16 protein-coding genes and 2 riboswitches are annotated in these 17,510 nt (G+C 32.2%); of the genes, 3 read left to right on the forward strand and 13 right to left on the reverse strand.

Annotated features, from left to right (window positions below; translation table 11 throughout):
* Positions 1-35: 35 nt before the first annotated feature.
* Positions 36-971, reverse strand: coding sequence for an L-lactate dehydrogenase (locus RR539_RS06385; RefSeq protein WP_442878399.1), 936 nt, complete (start codon positions 969-971; stop codon positions 36-38).
* A 140-nt stretch (positions 972-1,111) separates the two neighbouring features.
* On the reverse strand, positions 1,112-2,461 hold the full coding sequence (glmM, locus tag RR539_RS06390) for a phosphoglucosamine mutase (protein ID WP_332474010.1): 1,350 nt from the start codon (positions 2,459-2,461) through the stop codon (positions 1,112-1,114).
* A gap of 287 nt (positions 2,462-2,748) precedes the next feature.
* A riboswitch (SAM riboswitch) is annotated at positions 2,749-2,850 on the forward strand.
* A 55-nt stretch (positions 2,851-2,905) separates the two neighbouring features.
* Positions 2,906-3,005: riboswitch (SAM riboswitch) on the forward strand.
* A 69-nt stretch (positions 3,006-3,074) separates the two neighbouring features.
* Between glmM and RR539_RS06395 the strand changes: the two genes are divergently transcribed.
* From RR539_RS06395 to RR539_RS06405, 3 genes are read left to right on the forward strand one after another with little or no spacing between them, the layout of a single operon-like run.
* Positions 3,075-4,097, forward strand: coding sequence for a methionine ABC transporter ATP-binding protein (locus tag RR539_RS06395; RefSeq protein WP_332474011.1), 1,023 nt, complete (start codon positions 3,075-3,077; stop codon positions 4,095-4,097).
* A gap of 2 nt (positions 4,098-4,099) precedes the next feature.
* On the forward strand, positions 4,100-4,759 hold the full coding sequence (locus RR539_RS06400; RefSeq protein ID WP_332474012.1) for a methionine ABC transporter permease: 660 nt from the start codon (positions 4,100-4,102) through the stop codon (positions 4,757-4,759).
* Between the two features lie 32 nt (positions 4,760-4,791).
* Entirely contained in the window at positions 4,792-5,616 is an 825-nt protein-coding gene (locus RR539_RS06405) for a MetQ/NlpA family ABC transporter substrate-binding protein (protein ID WP_332474013.1), read from the forward strand.
* 59 nt (positions 5,617-5,675) lie between these two features.
* Here the strand turns inward: RR539_RS06405 and RR539_RS06410 are convergent, their stop codons facing one another.
* From RR539_RS06410 to RR539_RS06460, 11 genes are all read right to left on the reverse strand, one after another.
* Positions 5,676-7,094, reverse strand: coding sequence for a DUF5808 domain-containing protein (locus RR539_RS06410; protein ID WP_332474014.1), 1,419 nt, complete (start codon positions 7,092-7,094; stop codon positions 5,676-5,678).
* Positions 7,094-7,471: a GntR family transcriptional regulator gene (locus tag RR539_RS06415; RefSeq protein WP_332474015.1), complete on the reverse strand. Its 378-nt coding sequence runs from the start codon at positions 7,469-7,471 to the stop codon at positions 7,094-7,096. Before RR539_RS06415 ends, RR539_RS06410 begins: the two co-directional genes overlap by 1 nt.
* Positions 7,472-7,603: 132 nt before the next feature.
* Complete coding sequence (locus RR539_RS06420) at positions 7,604-8,188, reverse strand: CDP-alcohol phosphatidyltransferase family protein (protein ID WP_332474016.1); 585 nt, start codon at positions 8,186-8,188, stop codon at positions 7,604-7,606.
* Positions 8,189-8,190: 2 nt separating this feature from the next.
* A complete protein-coding gene (locus RR539_RS06425; RefSeq protein WP_332500261.1) occupies positions 8,191-9,024 on the reverse strand; it encodes a (Fe-S)-binding protein in 834 nt (277 codons plus the stop codon).
* A gap of 121 nt (positions 9,025-9,145) precedes the next feature.
* The gene (locus tag RR539_RS06430; protein ID WP_332474018.1) at positions 9,146-10,279 is read right to left on the reverse strand and encodes an acyltransferase; all 1,134 of its coding nucleotides are present in this window, start codon (positions 10,277-10,279) and stop codon (positions 9,146-9,148) included.
* 9 nt (positions 10,280-10,288) lie between these two features.
* Entirely contained in the window at positions 10,289-11,884 is a 1,596-nt protein-coding gene (locus RR539_RS06435) for an NAD(P)/FAD-dependent oxidoreductase (RefSeq protein ID WP_332474019.1), read from the reverse strand.
* 311 nt (positions 11,885-12,195) lie between these two features.
* On the reverse strand, positions 12,196-12,822 hold the full coding sequence (locus tag RR539_RS06440) for a carbonic anhydrase (RefSeq protein WP_332474020.1): 627 nt from the start codon (positions 12,820-12,822) through the stop codon (positions 12,196-12,198).
* A gap of 77 nt (positions 12,823-12,899) precedes the next feature.
* Positions 12,900-14,147: a S1C family serine protease gene (locus tag RR539_RS06445; RefSeq protein WP_332474021.1), complete on the reverse strand. Its 1,248-nt coding sequence runs from the start codon at positions 14,145-14,147 to the stop codon at positions 12,900-12,902.
* A gap of 77 nt (positions 14,148-14,224) precedes the next feature.
* Positions 14,225-15,688: a sensor histidine kinase gene (locus RR539_RS06450; RefSeq protein WP_332483633.1), complete on the reverse strand. Its 1,464-nt coding sequence runs from the start codon at positions 15,686-15,688 to the stop codon at positions 14,225-14,227.
* Positions 15,681-16,343, reverse strand: coding sequence for a response regulator transcription factor (locus tag RR539_RS06455; protein WP_332474023.1), 663 nt, complete (start codon positions 16,341-16,343; stop codon positions 15,681-15,683). Before RR539_RS06455 ends, RR539_RS06450 begins: the two co-directional genes overlap by 8 nt.
* Before the next feature lie 97 nt (positions 16,344-16,440).
* A partial coding sequence (locus RR539_RS06460; protein ID WP_332500262.1) for a CdaR family protein occupies positions 16,441-17,510 on the reverse strand: 1,070 nt, incomplete at its 5' end.

Raw genomic sequence — 17,510 nt, forward strand, 5'->3', positions numbered from 1 at the left:
ATTCATAGAAATTAAAAAAGGTCACAGTTATATTATTAGAAACCTACTCCACGAATTACTTCCTTTAAGGTATTAGCACTATGAATAAGCTTATTAATCTCACTATCTGATAGGGTTGTTTCTATTACCTTATCCACCCCATCACTTGAAAGAATAGTTGGAAGTGATAGTGATACGTCTCTAATTCCATAGCATCCATTGATTAAAGAAGATACTGGAAGTATACTTCTCTCATCTCTTAATATACACTCAATAATTCTCATAACAGACATAGCAACAGCATAATAGGTAGCACCCTTTTTCTTAATTATCTCCATTCCGCATCCTCTAACCTGTTTTTCGATTTCAATTTTGTTATCACAGGTTAATGAATTCCCTGCAAATGCGCAGTATTCACTTAAGCTCATACCACAAATAGATGTACTGCTCCATACTGGAAACTCAGTATCTCCATGTTCTCCTATAATATAGGCATGAATGTTTCTTGGGTCAATATCTAGGCACCTACTTAATATATATCTATACCTTGAACTATCAAGTACTGTACCTGAACCTATAACCTTCCTATGATCCTTACCAAGAATTTTATGGGTTACATAGGTTAATACATCAACTGGGTTACTAACTACTAAATATATAGCATCCTCATTAACAGATGCTATCTCTGGAATTAGGGACTTGAATATATTAACATTGTCCCTTGTAAGTTCTAATCTACTACTAGAAGGCACCCTGTTAACACCTGCTGTTAACACAATAATATTACAGTCTTTAAGATCACTTATATCACCTGCATATATATCTATAGGCTTAACAAGTGATATTCCATGGCTTATATCAAGTGCATCACCATCTGCCTTCTCCTTGTTAAGGTCTACTATAACTATCTCATTAACAAGTCCAGTTACTGCAAGTGTGTATGCAATTGTCGAACCTACAAAACCACATCCTATGATACCTATCTTACTCATAACTAACACCTCAAATTTATTTTATGGTTTAGTTTTCCCTAAATATAAATATTAAATCTAAATTATTCTTTGTAAATTAAGGTAAAATAAAAAGGATTTGAAAAACAAATCCTTTTCTATGTTAGTATATGAATTTTATGTTAATTTGCTGCCTTACTCTTAATAAGTTCAGCGATTTCATTTGCAAGAGATTCAATCTTCTCAAGATCTTCTCCTTCAAGCATAACACGAACTAATGGCTCAGTTCCTGATGCTCTAATAAGAACTCTTCCACGACCTTCAAGTGAAGCTTCAGCATTTTTAATAGCTTCTATAACATCTAAATCCTTCTCATGAATATCCTTCATATCGTTAGTTACCTTTGCGTTAACTAGAACCTGAGGAAGTACTGTCATTATTGACTTAAGACTTGATGCTGTTTCCTTAGTGTTAACTAAAACCTTTGACATCATTAGAGCCGTCATAAGTCCATCTCCAGTAGTATTATAATCAAGAAGTATAACATGTCCTGATTGCTCACCACCTAGGTTATAGCCTCCACTTACCATTTCTTCAAGTACGTATCTATCTCCAACCTTAGTCTTTTTAAGAGCTATTCCTTCTTTTTCTCCTGCAATATCAAGTCCCATATTACTCATAACTGTAACTACTGCAGTATCATTATTAAGCTTTCCTTCACCCTTTAAAGCCTTAGCTATAATTGCAATAATATGATCTCCATTAATATCTTCACCATTTTCGTCTACTGCAAGACATCTATCCGCATCTCCATCAAATGCAAAACCAATATCACATCCCATACTTTGAGTAAAGCTTCTTAGCTGACCCATATGAGTTGACCCACAGTCCTTGTTAATATTAGTTCCATCTGGTGTGTTGTGAATAACATACACCTCTGCACCAAGCTTCTCAAAAATCTTAGGTGCTGAATATGATGATGCTCCCTCTGCACAGTCAATAGCAATCTTAAGTCCACTTAATGAAACATCAACTGATTCTTCAAGGAATGCAATATAGTCCTCAATAGCATCCATCTTATCTTCACGTGTACCTATTTCACATCCTGTTGGATATGGAATTGTATCCATCTTACCGTCTAGTAATGATTCTATTCTATCTTCTACGCTATCTGATAGCTTATATCCATCCTTGTTAAAGAATTTAATTCCGTTATATTCAACTGGGTTGTGTGAAGCTGAGATTACAACTCCTGCATCTGCATTATAATATCTTGTTAGATACGCTATTGCAGGTGTAGGTACAACGCCTACGCAAATAACACGTGCTCCAACTGAGCATATCCCTGCAACAAGTGCTGCTTCAAGCATGTCTCCTGAAATTCTAGTGTCCTTCCCTACTAATATAGTAGGCTTATCCTTTGAATCTGATAATACAAAGGCACCTGCACGCCCTAAGTCATATGCTAAATTTGCTGTAAGTTCAGTATTTGCAATTCCTCTTACTCCGTCTGTTCCAAACATCCTACCCATAGTATCTCTCCTATTTACTTTATAAATTTTTAACAACTTGTATGATACCATATAATTGTATCTATTTCAAACTTATAAAACCTTATACATTATAAAGTATCTTATATTATTCATCTATTAAATTTCCCTATACTATGTGTTTAATACCATGTTTTATCCTTTATTATGTAATATATTTTAGGTGTTTTTATATTATTTAGAAAATAAATCTTTTTTTGAAATAATATATTGACATAGTTATTTTATAGCATTATAATCACATTAAGACTTTTGAAGTTAATATTTTACTCTTATTAAGAGTGGCTGAGGGAACTGGCCCTACGACGCCCAGCAACCGGCTTTTAAGCCAAGGTGCTAAGTCCAGCAACATTTATGTTGAAAGATGAGAGAGAACTAGAACCCTCTCATGTAGAGGATTTTTTTATACCCAAAATTAAATATCTGCTCTTATTAAGAGTGGCTGAGGGACTGGCCCTATGATGCCCAGCAACCGGCTTTAAGCTAAGGTGCTAATTCCAGCAACATTTTATGTTGAAAATGAGAGGACAAAGCCTCTATTGAGGTTTTTTTTATATAAATTTATAAATTAGTTATTACAAAAGGAGATGTTATTGTGATAGAGATTAAAAACCTAAGTAAAGTATATACTTCTGGTGGACAAGCAGTAGAAGCATTAAAAGATATTAATCTTCACATTGAAAAAGGTGATATATACGGAATAATTGGTCTTAGTGGTGCTGGTAAATCTTCACTTGTTAGATGTATAAATCTACTTGAAAAACCTACAAGTGGAGAAATACTTGTTAATTCATTACTAGGAGATTCAACAATAGATATTACTAAAATATCAAAACAAGAACTTAGAGAAGCTAGAAGAAAGATAGGAATGATATTCCAGCACTTTAATCTTCTTATGAACTCAACGGTTTATGAAAACGTTGCCTTTCCTTTAAAGCTTTGTAAAAAGCCTAAAAGTGAAATAGATAAAAAAGTTAATGAGCTACTTGAAGTTGTTGGGCTTTCTGATAAAAAGGATGTGTATCCTTCAATGTTATCAGGTGGTCAAAAGCAAAGAGTTGGTATTGCAAGAGCACTTGCAAATAACCCAGAGATAATTCTATGTGATGAGGCAACTTCAGCACTTGACCCTACAACTACAGAATCAATCCTTTCATTAATTAAGGATATAAATAAAAAATTCAATATTACAGTTGTTGTTATAACACATGAAATGGATGTTATTAAAAAGCTATGTAATAAGGTAGCTGTTCTTGAGAGAGGTATTGTTGTAGAAAAGGGAAATGTAATTGATGTATTCTCAGACCCTAAAACAAAAACTTCCAGGGACTTTTTAAAGGATATGGTACTTGAAGCACCAGTTGAAGTAGTAAATACTCTTAAAAATGATGAAAAGCTACTTAGACTATTCTTTAAGGGTAACGAAACAAATGAACCTATAGTATCTAGACTATCAAGAACCTTTGACCTAGATATAAGCATTATTGCAGGTAATATAGAAACAATTCAAGGAGTCCAGCTTGGAAATCTTATTATTAAGGTAACAGGTGACAATGATAAAATAGACAAGGCTCTAAACTACTTAAATGACATAAAGCTAAAGGTTGAGGTGATATAACAATGGAATCAATTTTCGAATTTCTTCAGTCAATACAAGTTCCTATGATTGAAACATTTACTATGGTGTCTATAGCAACTTTAGCCTCTGTAATACTTGGTCTTCCACTGGGAATTATACTTACTGTAACAGATAAGGGGCATATTCTAGAAAACAAAACAGTTAACACTATAATTGGAACCCTGGTTAATATATTCAGATCTATTCCATTTATTATTCTGTTAATTGCCCTGTTCCCACTTTCTAAGTTAATACTTGGAACAAGTATTGGAACTAAGGCAGCTACACTTGCACTATCAGTAGCAGCAGCTCCATTTGTAGCAAGGATTATAGAATCTTCCCTAAAGGAAGTTAGCTACGGACTTATTGAAGCGTCACTAGCTGCAGGTGCAACAAACCTTCAAGTTATATTTAAGGTAATGCTTCCTGAGGCACTACCATCATTAATACTTGGAATTACTTTATCTATTATTAATATTCTTGGATACTCAGCAATGGCAGGTGCCGTTGGTGGTGGAGGTATTGGAGACTATGTTATCCGTGAAGGATATCAGCGATATAATAATGAAATAGTTATTCTAACTATAATTGTATTAATTATTCTAGTAGAAATTATTCAGCAATCAGGTAATTTCCTAGCTAGAAAATTTGATAAAAGGTAATCAACAAATAATATTTTAAGGGGGAAACCATAATGAAACTAAAAAGATTAGTAACACTAACACTAGCAGCAGTTCTAACTGCTTCACTATTAACAGGATGCGGAGCTAAGGAAGATGCTAAGCCAGAGGCTGATACTAAGAAAATAGTAGTAGGAGCTACACCAGTTCCTCATGCTGAAGTTCTTAAATTCGCCAAGGAAAAACTTAAGGAAAAAGGAATTGAACTTGAAATAAAGGAATTTACTGATTATGTAATTCCAAACAAATCAGTAGCTGAAGGTCAACTTGATGCTAACTACTTCCAACATGTACCATACCTAACTAAGTTCAACACTGAAAATGGTACTAAGCTAGTTCCGATTGGAGATATCCATGCTGAACCACTAGCTGCTTACTCAAATAAGATTAAGGCAGCAACTGAGATCAAAGACGGTGCTACTATTGCTATACCAAATGATCCATCAAACGGAACAAGAGCTCTTAAGCTTCTTCAAAAGCAAGGTTTAATTGAACTTAAAGATCCAAATGGTGAAAATCAAACAGAAAAAGACATTGTTAAAAATCCTAAGAACTTAAAGATTAAACTACTTGATGCTGCACAGCTTCCAAGAATACTTGATGAAGTAGATGCTGCTATAATCAATGGTAACTACGCTCTAGAAGCTAAACTTGATACTAAGGCTGCTCTATTTGTTGAAGATGTAGCTGATATTCAAAAGCACGTTAATGTTGTAGTTTCAAGAGAAGACAACAAGGATAACCCAGCACTTAAGGAACTTGTAAATGTTCTTAAGTCAGAGGATGCTAAGAAGTTCCTTCAAGAAAAATACGGAACTGCTGTAATTCCAGCTAAGTAATTATAAAAATCAAAAGCCCCAATATTGGGGCTTTTTTTTTACTCTTTATTAAATTTAATCTACTTTATAAAAGAACTAATTAATGTGTAAACTTCCATAGTTCCCTTTTCACCGTTGTGGTTAATGTAGATAACTCTTCCATCATTAAGTAATATCTTAACAGCTGGAATCCTAGTATTAGATACATACATCTTTGAATTAATTATACCGTTTATCTTAAAGTTACCATATAACTTAGTCTCAAGTGCAGCGCCATTTGTCTTAACCACCTTATCTGGTATGTTTTCAAGTGTTACTGAAGCAATATTGTCTCTATTAATATCTTCTCCATAAATTCCACTTATCTTAATTACCTTATTATCTATAACTGGGCTTTTTTCACCCATATCAAATGGTAAATAGAAAGCTGTAAATCCAAGTACTATTGAAATAATAACACCGAAAATAGCTGCAGGTATTTTAACCTTTTTATGACCATAGTTAAAGTCGCTTCCTGTTCCTACTCTTTTAGGAACTATTATAGATGGGTCCCCTGGATTAGAGTAAAACATTCCTGCAATATAAAATCTATCATCATCCTTATTAACTATATTTTCTTCACTTGAAACTTCCTTATGCTGTTTAATAGTTCTTTCATAATATATAGTTAGTATAATAACAACAGCAAACATTACTGCAACTGCTATAAGAACTGTAACAGTTGGTGCACTTCCCTTAGATAATGCTATTATCATAAATATAACCTCAACTATGGTTGTCATAATAGCTAGGAAGAACAGATTAATCTTTTTAAGTCTTATATTAAGAGATTTTATCTTCTCAACTTCTCCACCATTTATTATTTGCTTACTCTTAAGAATCATTAATCCACTTAAAGTCAAAATAACAAGTAATATAATCTGCATATATACAGGGAAAAGATATTCATGTAGTGGAACTACCTCTCCAAATGTTTTTAAACCTCCACTTTGAACTATTGTGTTTTTTAGGGAATTATATGAGTGGATCATTATCCCAAGTGTTGCTACTATAACAAGTATTGGAGCTAAAAACAGTGCTAAAGCCCCCTTATATCCCTTAATGTTTTTCTTATTATTAAGGTCTACTATAACAACATTCTTAGTATAACCATCCCACTTTTCATCTATTTTAATAGCTTTAACCTTATTATGTGCCTTATAAAATGAAATGTATATTGTAAGGCTCATATAAACTATTGAAAGTATACCAATAGTTATAACAAACTCCTCTGGTATAAAAAACATAGCTATTGTTGCTACTACAACTAATAATATAGAACTGATTATATTAGTTTTCTTGTAGTCCTTTATTATCTTATCTATATTCTCACCTTTATTAAAGTTAACAGGTAACCTAACCCCAAATAGTAGTGTTTTATCACCAAAACTTATATTCTTATAAGAAGTAAATAACATTAACACCGCAGGTAGCAGTACTAGTAGTAAATAAAATAACATTAAATCTCCCCCTTTAATTTAAGATAAATGCTTTGAACCATTTTTTCTATTTCTTCCTTATCCATTCCCTTAGCAAGGCAGCTTATAATAATACCCTCAAACTCTAAGTTAAGCCTTGTATTATCATCTTCACTTACTGCTTTTTTAGATATAAATGCACCATGTCTTCTATCAAGGGTAATATACCCTTCGCTTTTCAGTATATTGTATGCTTTATTTACAGTATGCATATTGATTCCTATATCATCTGCAAGACTTCTAACTGATGGAAGGGAATACCCCTCTTCAAGTTGATTTAATGCAATAGCTTTAACTATTTCATTTCTAAGCTGAAGATAAATAGGAACTTCACTTTCAAAATCAAGTACTAAATTCATAGATAGCCTCCTTTTTATTATATGTATTCTATATGTTCTATATATACTATAACAAATATAATAAAATTGTGCAAATAAAAATTCCCTCTCTATGAATAGAAAGGGTTTTCTAAGAAGTATATTATCTTAAATTTATTTAAGTAATTTCCTTGCCTCTAGGGCTCTTTGCACTATTGTAAATATAATTATGGAGCTAAATATACAGGCTATTATATTAATATAATTATTAAATACCATCATTAAAGAAAACATTATAAAACCTTCTGTTCTCTCTGCAAGTCCTGTTTGGTAGTGAAATGATTTAATTCCCTTGTTACTTGCACCTGCTGCTACGGTTAGAAATATTGTCATAGATATAAGTATTGATGCAAGTAAAATTAATAGATATAGTCTTGCTTCACTAAAATTTATAGCAAGCCCTAATAATACTGATAATTCTACTATTCTATCAAATGTTATATCCATTAATGCTCCAATATCACTTTTACAGTTGCTTTTTCTAGCCATACTTCCATCTACAGCATCAAGTAATCCTGATATCCATAATACTATAGTCCCTAATATATACTGTTTATATAAAATTAATGGAAATGTTAATATACCAATAAACAGTGCTATTATTGTTACATTGTTAGGGGTTAAGTTGATTTTTAATAACTTATCCCCAATATAATCTATTAATGGGTTAAAGTATCTTCTTCCATATGTATCTAGCATATCTATCTCCTTTTCCTTGGTATAAGAGATGTTTTTCTTCTTTCTACCCAGTGCTTTAATAGAGGAATACTTGTTTGGGTTTTAAAATCTCCCCTCTTAACTTTTTCATTAAATAATAAATCTAATAAATGTAGACTTTCCTTACCACCAACTATCATAGATTGAACGCAGCTTTCACAGTAACTAACAATTCTACTACTCTTCGTTGAATTTGCTCTTTTAGTCATAAGAGCTTTAGCAAGGACTGGATTCCTAGCCATCATCATTCCTGATGCACCGCAGCAAATTGTTCTGCTTCTACAATTGTCAAACTCTTGATACTTATATCCAGAGGCTTTTAGAATGCTTCTTACTGAGTCATGAATAATGTCTTCTTTTCTAATTGGGCAAGGATCGTGCAATGCAATATCTAAATCAATTCCCTCTCCTATTCCATTAAAATCGTCTTCTTTAATATTATCTAGAACCTCCCATAATGAAATAACCTTAATTCCTTGGTACTGCTTAAACATAATAAAACAGTTACTACATGCTGTAATAACATTCTTAATTCCGTAATCCTTAAGCTTCTCCTTTAGGGTACCTTCTATTTTAGTATGCCTTTTATTGTCCTTAATATCACATGATGGCTTAGAACAACAAGCAACTATAAGTCCTATATTATCTATTTTACTACTTAAATACTCAAATGTTTTATTAACTATATTAGAGTTATAGCCTGATAAGCTACACCCTGGAAAAAATACTGTTTCACAGTTTTCTGGTTTATAGTCTCCAGTAAATACACTAAGGCTACTACTTATTTGATGTGATTTAACTACAAAATTCCCCTTCATAGATTCTCCTTTAAGTTTCTCAATTTTCTTTTCACTTATTATAACAAATAAATAAAAAACTACTATGTTTAAACTATATAAAATTAAAAGGGACATAGCACCTGCTATATCCCTGTATCTGTTATTGTTTAATTTGCTTTTTCATACCTACCAATGTTAGTACAAACCCCTTATTGGAATTTGATAATAGGTATACAATATATATACTTATTACTGCACAGAGTACAAATGATGCTGTAATCTTTAAAAAGAATCCTGGTACTACATACTTAACAATAATATTTATATAGTGAAGTACTAGTGCATGACATAGGTATGCTCCAAATGAGTATTTACCTGCAATTAGTATATACTTGCTAGCTTTAACATTAAGTAGTTTTATGGATATAACATATAATCCTAGTATAGAGAATATAAGCAGTGGCACCATAGGTATACTTAAGGGTGCACCTATATTATGGTTAATTACATACCCTCCATTTTCATTATAACTACTTGAGCTTATCATAAGCTTCATTATATAACCAATAGAAAACGCAAATCCTACAAACCAAATGTATTTGAATTTTAAAATAAATTCCTTTACTTTTTCGTAGTATATTGCTAAATACGCCCCGAAAATAAAGTAAAACATCCATACAACAAATAATCTATCACTATATTGAAGTACTACTTTAAGTACCCCAGGAGCTGTAGCTGACTGTGCACCTGCATAGAAATTATACCAGTATAAGAATCCATAGTGTGCAATAAATGCTACAAAAAGCATTATTGTATTAACTACAAAGCTTCTATTTTTATTGATTATTAGCTTAAATACAGGATATATAATATAAAACTGTATAATCATAGCCATATACCATAAATGATAGAATCCAGTTCCTGTTAATACATAGTTAAAATACTGGAATACTAAATCTTTTAATGATAAGTCATATCTTCCCATTATAAAAAACATTAGTATGTCATATATTAGCGTCCATATCATATATGGAAGTATAATCTGCTTAAACCTTTTTCTTATAAACTCAAAGTATCCCTGTCCCTTATCAGTATAATATAGAGAAAATCCAGTCATAAATACAAATATAGGTACTGCAAATCTTAAAGAGTTAAGTATAAATGCAGATATTATTCCCTGATAGGTATTAACACTTGGCTCATATATAAAAGATGCTAGTGAATGTTGAAGTACAACCGCTAAAAAAGCAATACCTCTTAATATATCCACCTCTTCAATTCTCTTTTTTATCATGATAACCTCCTAATCTAAAGGACTATATCTTTCCATTATCTTCTCTGCTACCTTAAGTCCATCAACTGCAGCAGACATTATTCCCCCTGCGTATCCTGCACCTTCACCTGCTGGGAATACTCCCCTAATGTTTGGTGACTCTAGGTTCTCATCTCTTTTAATTGTAACTGGTGCTGAGGTTCGCGTTTCAATACCTGTTAATACCCCAGTTGTACCAAATCCCTTTATTTTTCTATTAAATGATAGGAATGCTTCCTTCATAGTATCAGTTACATAGCTTGGCAGACAATCATCTATCTTCTTAAAGCTTGTATCCCTTGTATAACTTGGAATAGCATCGCTAAACTTTGTAGAGTTAACTCCCTTAATAAAGTCACTAACATTTTGTACTGGAGCTGTATAATTACCTCCACCAACTTTAAATGCAGCTTCTTCATAATGTCTTTGGAACTCCATTCCTGCTAGTGGATGATCTGACTTAAAGTCATCAGGTCCTACCCCTACAACAATGGCACTATTAGCATTATCCTTATCTCTTTTATATTCACTCATTCCGTTTACAACAAGTCTATTCTCTTCACTAGCTGCTGCTACTACCACTCCACCTGGGCACATACAGAAGCTATAACATGGTCTACCTGTTGTATCACTTTTATATGTTAGTCTATATTCTGCTGCTTTAAGCTTTGGATGATTTGCCATCTTCTTATATTGGTTCTCATCTATCATTGATTGAAGATGTTCAACTCTAGCTCCTATTGCAAATGGCTTTTGTGTTAATTCGAATCCCTTATGGAATAACATTTCATAGGTATCTCTTGCACTATGACCTATCGCAAGTATAAGAGCCTCAGTTTCTATAACTTCATCATTTACTTTAACTCCAACTATATGTGAATCCTTAGATATTATATCTGTAACCTTAGATGAGAATAATACCTTCCCCCCAAGTGCTACAATCTTCTCACGTATATTTTTAACAACATCAATTAATATATCAGTTCCTATATGCGGCTTACCTGAATATGCAATTTCCTCTGGTGCACCATTTTCAACAAATCCATTAATTACAAAACTACATCTTGGGTCCTTAATTCTTGTAGTAAGCTTTCCATCAGAGAATGTTCCTGCTCCACCTTCTCCAAACTGTACATTAGAATTTACATCTAGTATTCCAGTTTTGTAGAAAAAGTCTATTTTCTCTTTTCTCGTGTAGGCATCATGTCCACGTTCTAATAAAATAGGCTTATAACCATGCTGTGCAAGAAGCAAGGCTGCAAACATACCACATGGTCCACTTCCTATAACTACTGGAGGTGAACTTAGCTTTTTATCTCCATAGTTAACTGTTATCTCCTTAGTATGTTCAACTAAAGATATATCATTTGAACTTATCTTCTTTAATATTTTACCTTCATTTTCAACATCAACCTCTACATGATAGCAAAGCTTAATATCTTCTTTTCTAGCATCTACTGATTCTTTTAAAATTCTAATATCATCTATTGCGCTCTCTGAAATCTTAAGCTTCTTAGCTGCTTCCTTCTTCAAAGATGAAATATTGCTATCTAAATTAATTTTTATATTATTTATTCTAATAGGCATAAAATACCTCCTATAATTTACTTACTAAATGATTATATCATACCTTTATACTCCATTCTAAAAATATTAAAATTTATATTATGTTAATTAATTACAGTGGGGATGTATTAAAATAATTTAATTTTGTTAATATACTCTTTTTTATAGTTAGGTCAAGGTAGTAGCTGCTATATGTATTGGTATGCGGCGGGATTTTTCCAAGAAGGTCTTAGAGTTTCTTTGAAAAATCCCACTGTATACTGAAGGGGGCAGGGTCTCTTAACTGTACTAACTACAAAAGGGCAATCTCTAATTGAGATTGCCCTTTATAATTAATCTTCTTTAACTAAATATAGTAAATTATCTTCGACCTTATATAAAAGTGGTGCTACAAGCATCCCCTTATATTTATCACGAAGACGTTTTGCTTCACTTACAACAAAGTCAACTTCATTGCCAATTTCAAACATAGGTAGATAGTTTCTAAAGTGTTCACGGGCAGTTTCTTCGCTCCATCCACATCTCTCAACTAATCCAGATATAAACTTATCTTCCTTAGATACTACATTAGTCATACCACAGTTGTTGTGACCTATTAATACAATAGCTTCAACTCCACCAACTGCAACAGCATATGAAACCTTAAATTCACTATATCTAAGATTCCCTCCGCCACTACGAATAATATATGCAAAGTTATCTGGAATATGTAGATGTTTTCTGTTATCCATACACATTCCTACTAATATTTTAGCATTAGTGTATTTATCAAATGTTTCACGAAGATTGTGATATCTAAGAAGTAAATCAACTGGAGTTCCCCTATACTTACTTGGAATATCCTCTTCCCTTAATACTTTAATTAACTTATCATCAGAAATGTTATCACAGCATTTATCTGAACCTGTAGACTTAGTGTTGATACCACAAAGTTGGTCTAAGCTTATCATGTTTCCCATACATAACCTCCTATAAGTAAATTATATTAAGTTATATATTAACATAAGCAAATTTAACATTTCAAGATAAATTTTACCTATTGACCATTATTTTTGTTTTCTGTTAATTTAGCATTTACTGTTTTAACCGTTCCATTTTCCTTAGCAATCTTTAGCGAAATAGTATCTCCAACCTTTTTTGTAGCTATCACATTAGTTAAAACGTTTTGATCTGTAATCTTCTTACCATCTACTTCAACTATAATATCTCCAGGAATAATACCTGCTGCATCTGCTGCTGAACCACGTACTACTTCTTGAATACCCATACCACTTGGTATTTGATAAATCTTAGCTGTTTGTTCATCAAGGTATACAGTAGCTACTCCTAGATATGGTCTTTTAATATATCCATTTTTCATAAGTTCATCTATAACTGTTCTAACTTCATTAATAGGAATAGCAAACCCCATTCCCTCTGCACTACTTATTTTAAGTGTATTAATTCCTATAACTTCACCTGCAAGGTTAAGAAGTGCTCCTCCACTATTACCAGGGTTTATTGAAGCGTCAGTTTGTATTCCGTTGTATACTCTGCTTTGACCTGCCTCATTAATAGTCATACTTCTACCCTTAGCACTAACTATACCTGATGTTACACTTCCTGCAAATTCTTCACCAAGGGGGTTTCCTATAGCCACAACTGTTTCTCCAACCTTAACATTATCAGAGTTACCGAACTTAGCAGCCACTAGGTTTTTCTCTTCAACCTTAAGAACAGCAAGGTCTGTTTTAGCATCCTGCCCTATAATCTTTGCTTGAACCTTTTTACCTGATGGAAGACTTACCATTATCTTGTTACCGCCCTCAATAACGTGCTGATTAGTAACTATATATCCATTAGAATCAAATACTATACCAGACCCTGTACTTCCAGCTGTACTTGAATCCATCCAGCTACTCTTAGAAGTTGATATTCCAACAACAGCTGGCCCTACACTTTCAGCAACCTTAGTTATTGAATTTTTGGGAATATCAACTCCCTGGATTTTAGTTAAATTATCACTAGATGTAATATTATTTCCTACCGAATTATTAGATAGCTTAGATGTTGTAAACCCTCCAACAACACCACCAAGTATTGCTGATACTGTAAGCATAAGTGCAAGACCTAAACTTGGAAGTGATACTGTTTTTCTTGGTTTTTTAGGTTTATTTGAATTATTTCCTTTATTAGAATCCTCTAAGTTATTAATATCTTCAAATACAGAATCTCTAACCTCATTAACAGGTATAGATTCTGTATTCTCACTTTTAGTATTAATATTGTTATTTTCCTCGTTCATATTTTTGTCCTCCTCTTAAAGAACTTATATATGTATAATAGTAGGTACTTGTGTTGTTAGTGTGAAGTGAAAATGAATTATAGGTGAAATACCACTTTAAACTCAACACTATTATTATTGCTCATAAGGGAGTATTTATATCCATGATTATCTAAAATATTCTTTACAATATAAAGTCCAAGTCCACTTCCACCTGTACTTCTACTTCTAGACTTTTCAACCCTATAAAATGGCTTAAAAATTTCCTCTAAATCTTTATTCTCAATTGTAACTCCAGTATTACGAACCTTAAATTCTATACCATCCTCTACCTTTACAAGATCTATGAATACCTTTTCTTTTTCCGGTGAATACTTAATTGCGTTGTTAATTATATTGGCAACTGCCTTTTTAATAAGGTTATAGTCACCTGTAATATTTAGCCCCTGTTCAATATTATCTATAACATTAAGGCTCTTACTAAATAATAGGTATTCCTCATTATAAACAATTTCCTTAACCATTGAACTTAAATTAATATTCTCCACTTTAGGCTTAAAATTATATGTTTCAAGCTTTGACATATCTAGTATCTCAATAACAAGCTTTTCCATATCATTAATAATACTATATGACCTTCTTAAATATCTTTCCCTATCCTTAAAAACCCCTATATTTTGAATCATGCCTTCTATTTGTCCTTTAACAGCTGCAATAGGAGATTTAAGTTCATGTGAAATAGTAGAAATAAATTCACGTCTTTTTACTTCCATTTCACGCTCTTTTTCTATATCACTTTTAAGTTTTTTGTTACTACTTTCAAGTTCATCCATTGTTTTTTTAAGGTTCGTTGAAAGTTCATTAAGTGCATTAGCAATTTCACCTAGCTCATCCTCTGAGTCAACACTACACTTTGTTTCAAAATCTAATTTTGCCATTTTCTTAGCTGTTTTGTTAATTGCAATTAGTGGGTCTGCTAAGAGCTTTACGTATATATACGCTCCAAAACCTGCAACTCCAAGAATTAGAATTAGAATATATGGCATAAGATTTAGTATAACCTTAGATGCTTCATCAATTGGTTGAAGTGCTGCTCTAACTGTTATAGATAGGGGGAATGCCATATCTGAAAACTTAATCTTAGATGATGCAGTATAAAAACCTGTTGCAAACTGTGTATATGGAAACCCTTCTATTCCGTTACTTCCTTGAAACTGGTCTGGTACTATAACATAGTTAGTCTTATTATTTTCATCTGTTATAGATAGATAAACAGATGGAACGTATAAAACTCGTCCTAAACTATCGTGTACAGAAATAGATACATTATTCCTTGTTGCAAACTCATCTATTAATCCCTTAGCCTCATTAAATGTTAACTTCGATGCCCTATTAACTAGGTTAGTAACCCCTTCATCTATAGAACTTCTTTTATATTTAGAATAGTATCCTGGTAAAACAGCATAAACTACTAAATAGATAAGAAATGCTGATAAAAATAGTGCTATACTTGTTACAATAAATACCTTTGTTTTAATGCTTTTACTTTTGAACTTAGTCATCTATTTTATAACCTACACCCTTTACTGTTTTTATATAATCTGTTTGAAGCTTCTTTCTAATGTTTTTAATGTGGGTGTCTATAACCCTTGTATCACCATAAAAATCATATCCCCAAAGCTTATCTAAAAACACTTCTCTTTTAATTACATTCCCCTTATTTTCCATAAGTATTCTAAGTATTTCAAACTCCTTAGTTGTAAGTTCCACCTCTTCACCATCTATATATGCATCATAGGAGTCCCTATTAATCTTAATATTATTAAACTCTATAACACCTTCGTTTTTATCTCCATATGTACGTCTCATCATTGCGTCTACTCTTTTTATAAGAACATTAAATGAAAATGGCTTTGTTATATAATCGTCTACCTGAAGTTCAAATCCCTTAACCTCGTCTCTCTCTTCATTTAAAGCTGTTAGCATAATAATTGGAACCCTTGATTTACTTCTTATTATTTTACATACACCATATCCATCTAAGTTAGGCATCATAATATCTAAAATAATAAGATCATATTCCCCCTTGTTAAACTTCTCAATGCCTTCAACACCATCATTTGCCGTATCTACAAGGTAGTTTTCACTTAATAAAAACTCTTTAATAAGTTCCTGTATATCTAAGTTATCTTCAATTACTAATATTCTTCTACTCATTTTATCCTCCTAGTTAACTTAAAATTATTCTATAAAAATATAGGCCTATATAATAGAAATTATATAAGCCTAAATATTGTTATGTTTTAAATTTTAGTTAGTTCTTCTTAACTTTAACAGTTATAGAACCTGGATTTTTACTTGATAGGCCTATAGTATCTTTAAGTCTAACCTTAACCTCAACTGTATGTTCTCCCTCTGATAAGGATGAAACATCTACATAGGTATATATATCCTCAAGAATAAGACTATTAACAATCTTCTCTTCTCCATTAATCTTTAATGATGCGGTGCTTTCACTTAAGGTATATTCATATCCTTCTTTTCGCCCTGTTACATTAATATCTACAACAAAATCCTTAATAAATGATGCTTTAATTTTAAATTCAACACCTACTGATTTAATTTCTGATTTTGTAGATACTCCACTTGGTATTTTAAGTTTTATTTCCTTAGTTATATTAGATGTTATATTAGATATATCAAACACCTCTGTGTCTATTGAGGTTATCTTATCAATAATAGACTTTTCCCCAATAATTTTAACAGTTGAAAGCTTTGGAATTATACCTTCCATTTCAAGTCCATTTGGAAGACTACCCTTGGTTTTAACGTTAACCGGTACCTCTTTAAATGGAGCAATTTCAACGTCTACATCTATAAATTTAGGTTCAACTGTAACACTATTTATAACCTTATCATCACTTGTTACCGCCTCAAGTGGTACAGTTTTTGTAATCATCTTATCCTGACCTGATATGTTAATCTTACCTACAACATGAGTAACATCCTCAAGATATGATTTTGCACCTGATACTGTAACACCTGTTTGTTTAGTGGTTGGCTTTATATATTCGTATCCCTGCTTAGCATCACCAACAACTTGAAGCTTAACTGGAACGTATTTTGTTGATAAATTATCTAGATTAACAACAATTGTAGGTATTTCCCCTTCAATTGAAAGTCCCCTTGGAAGAGACTTAACACTAACCTTAACTTCGTTTTCACCTTTTTTAAGGTCACCTGTAATATTAGCTTCAAGCTTAATATCTTCTCCTCTAGCTACAACTAGATCCTTAAGTCTTCCCTTAACTTCTATACTTACAGTAAAGTCTTGTCTTGGTAATAATACTAGGTTGTTTCTAGTTATATTTTCTGTATTTTCAA

The organism is Clostridium sp. (genome assembly GCF_036639235.1).
Taxonomy (GTDB): Bacteria; Bacillota; Clostridia; order Clostridiales; family Caloramatoraceae; genus Clostridium_AB.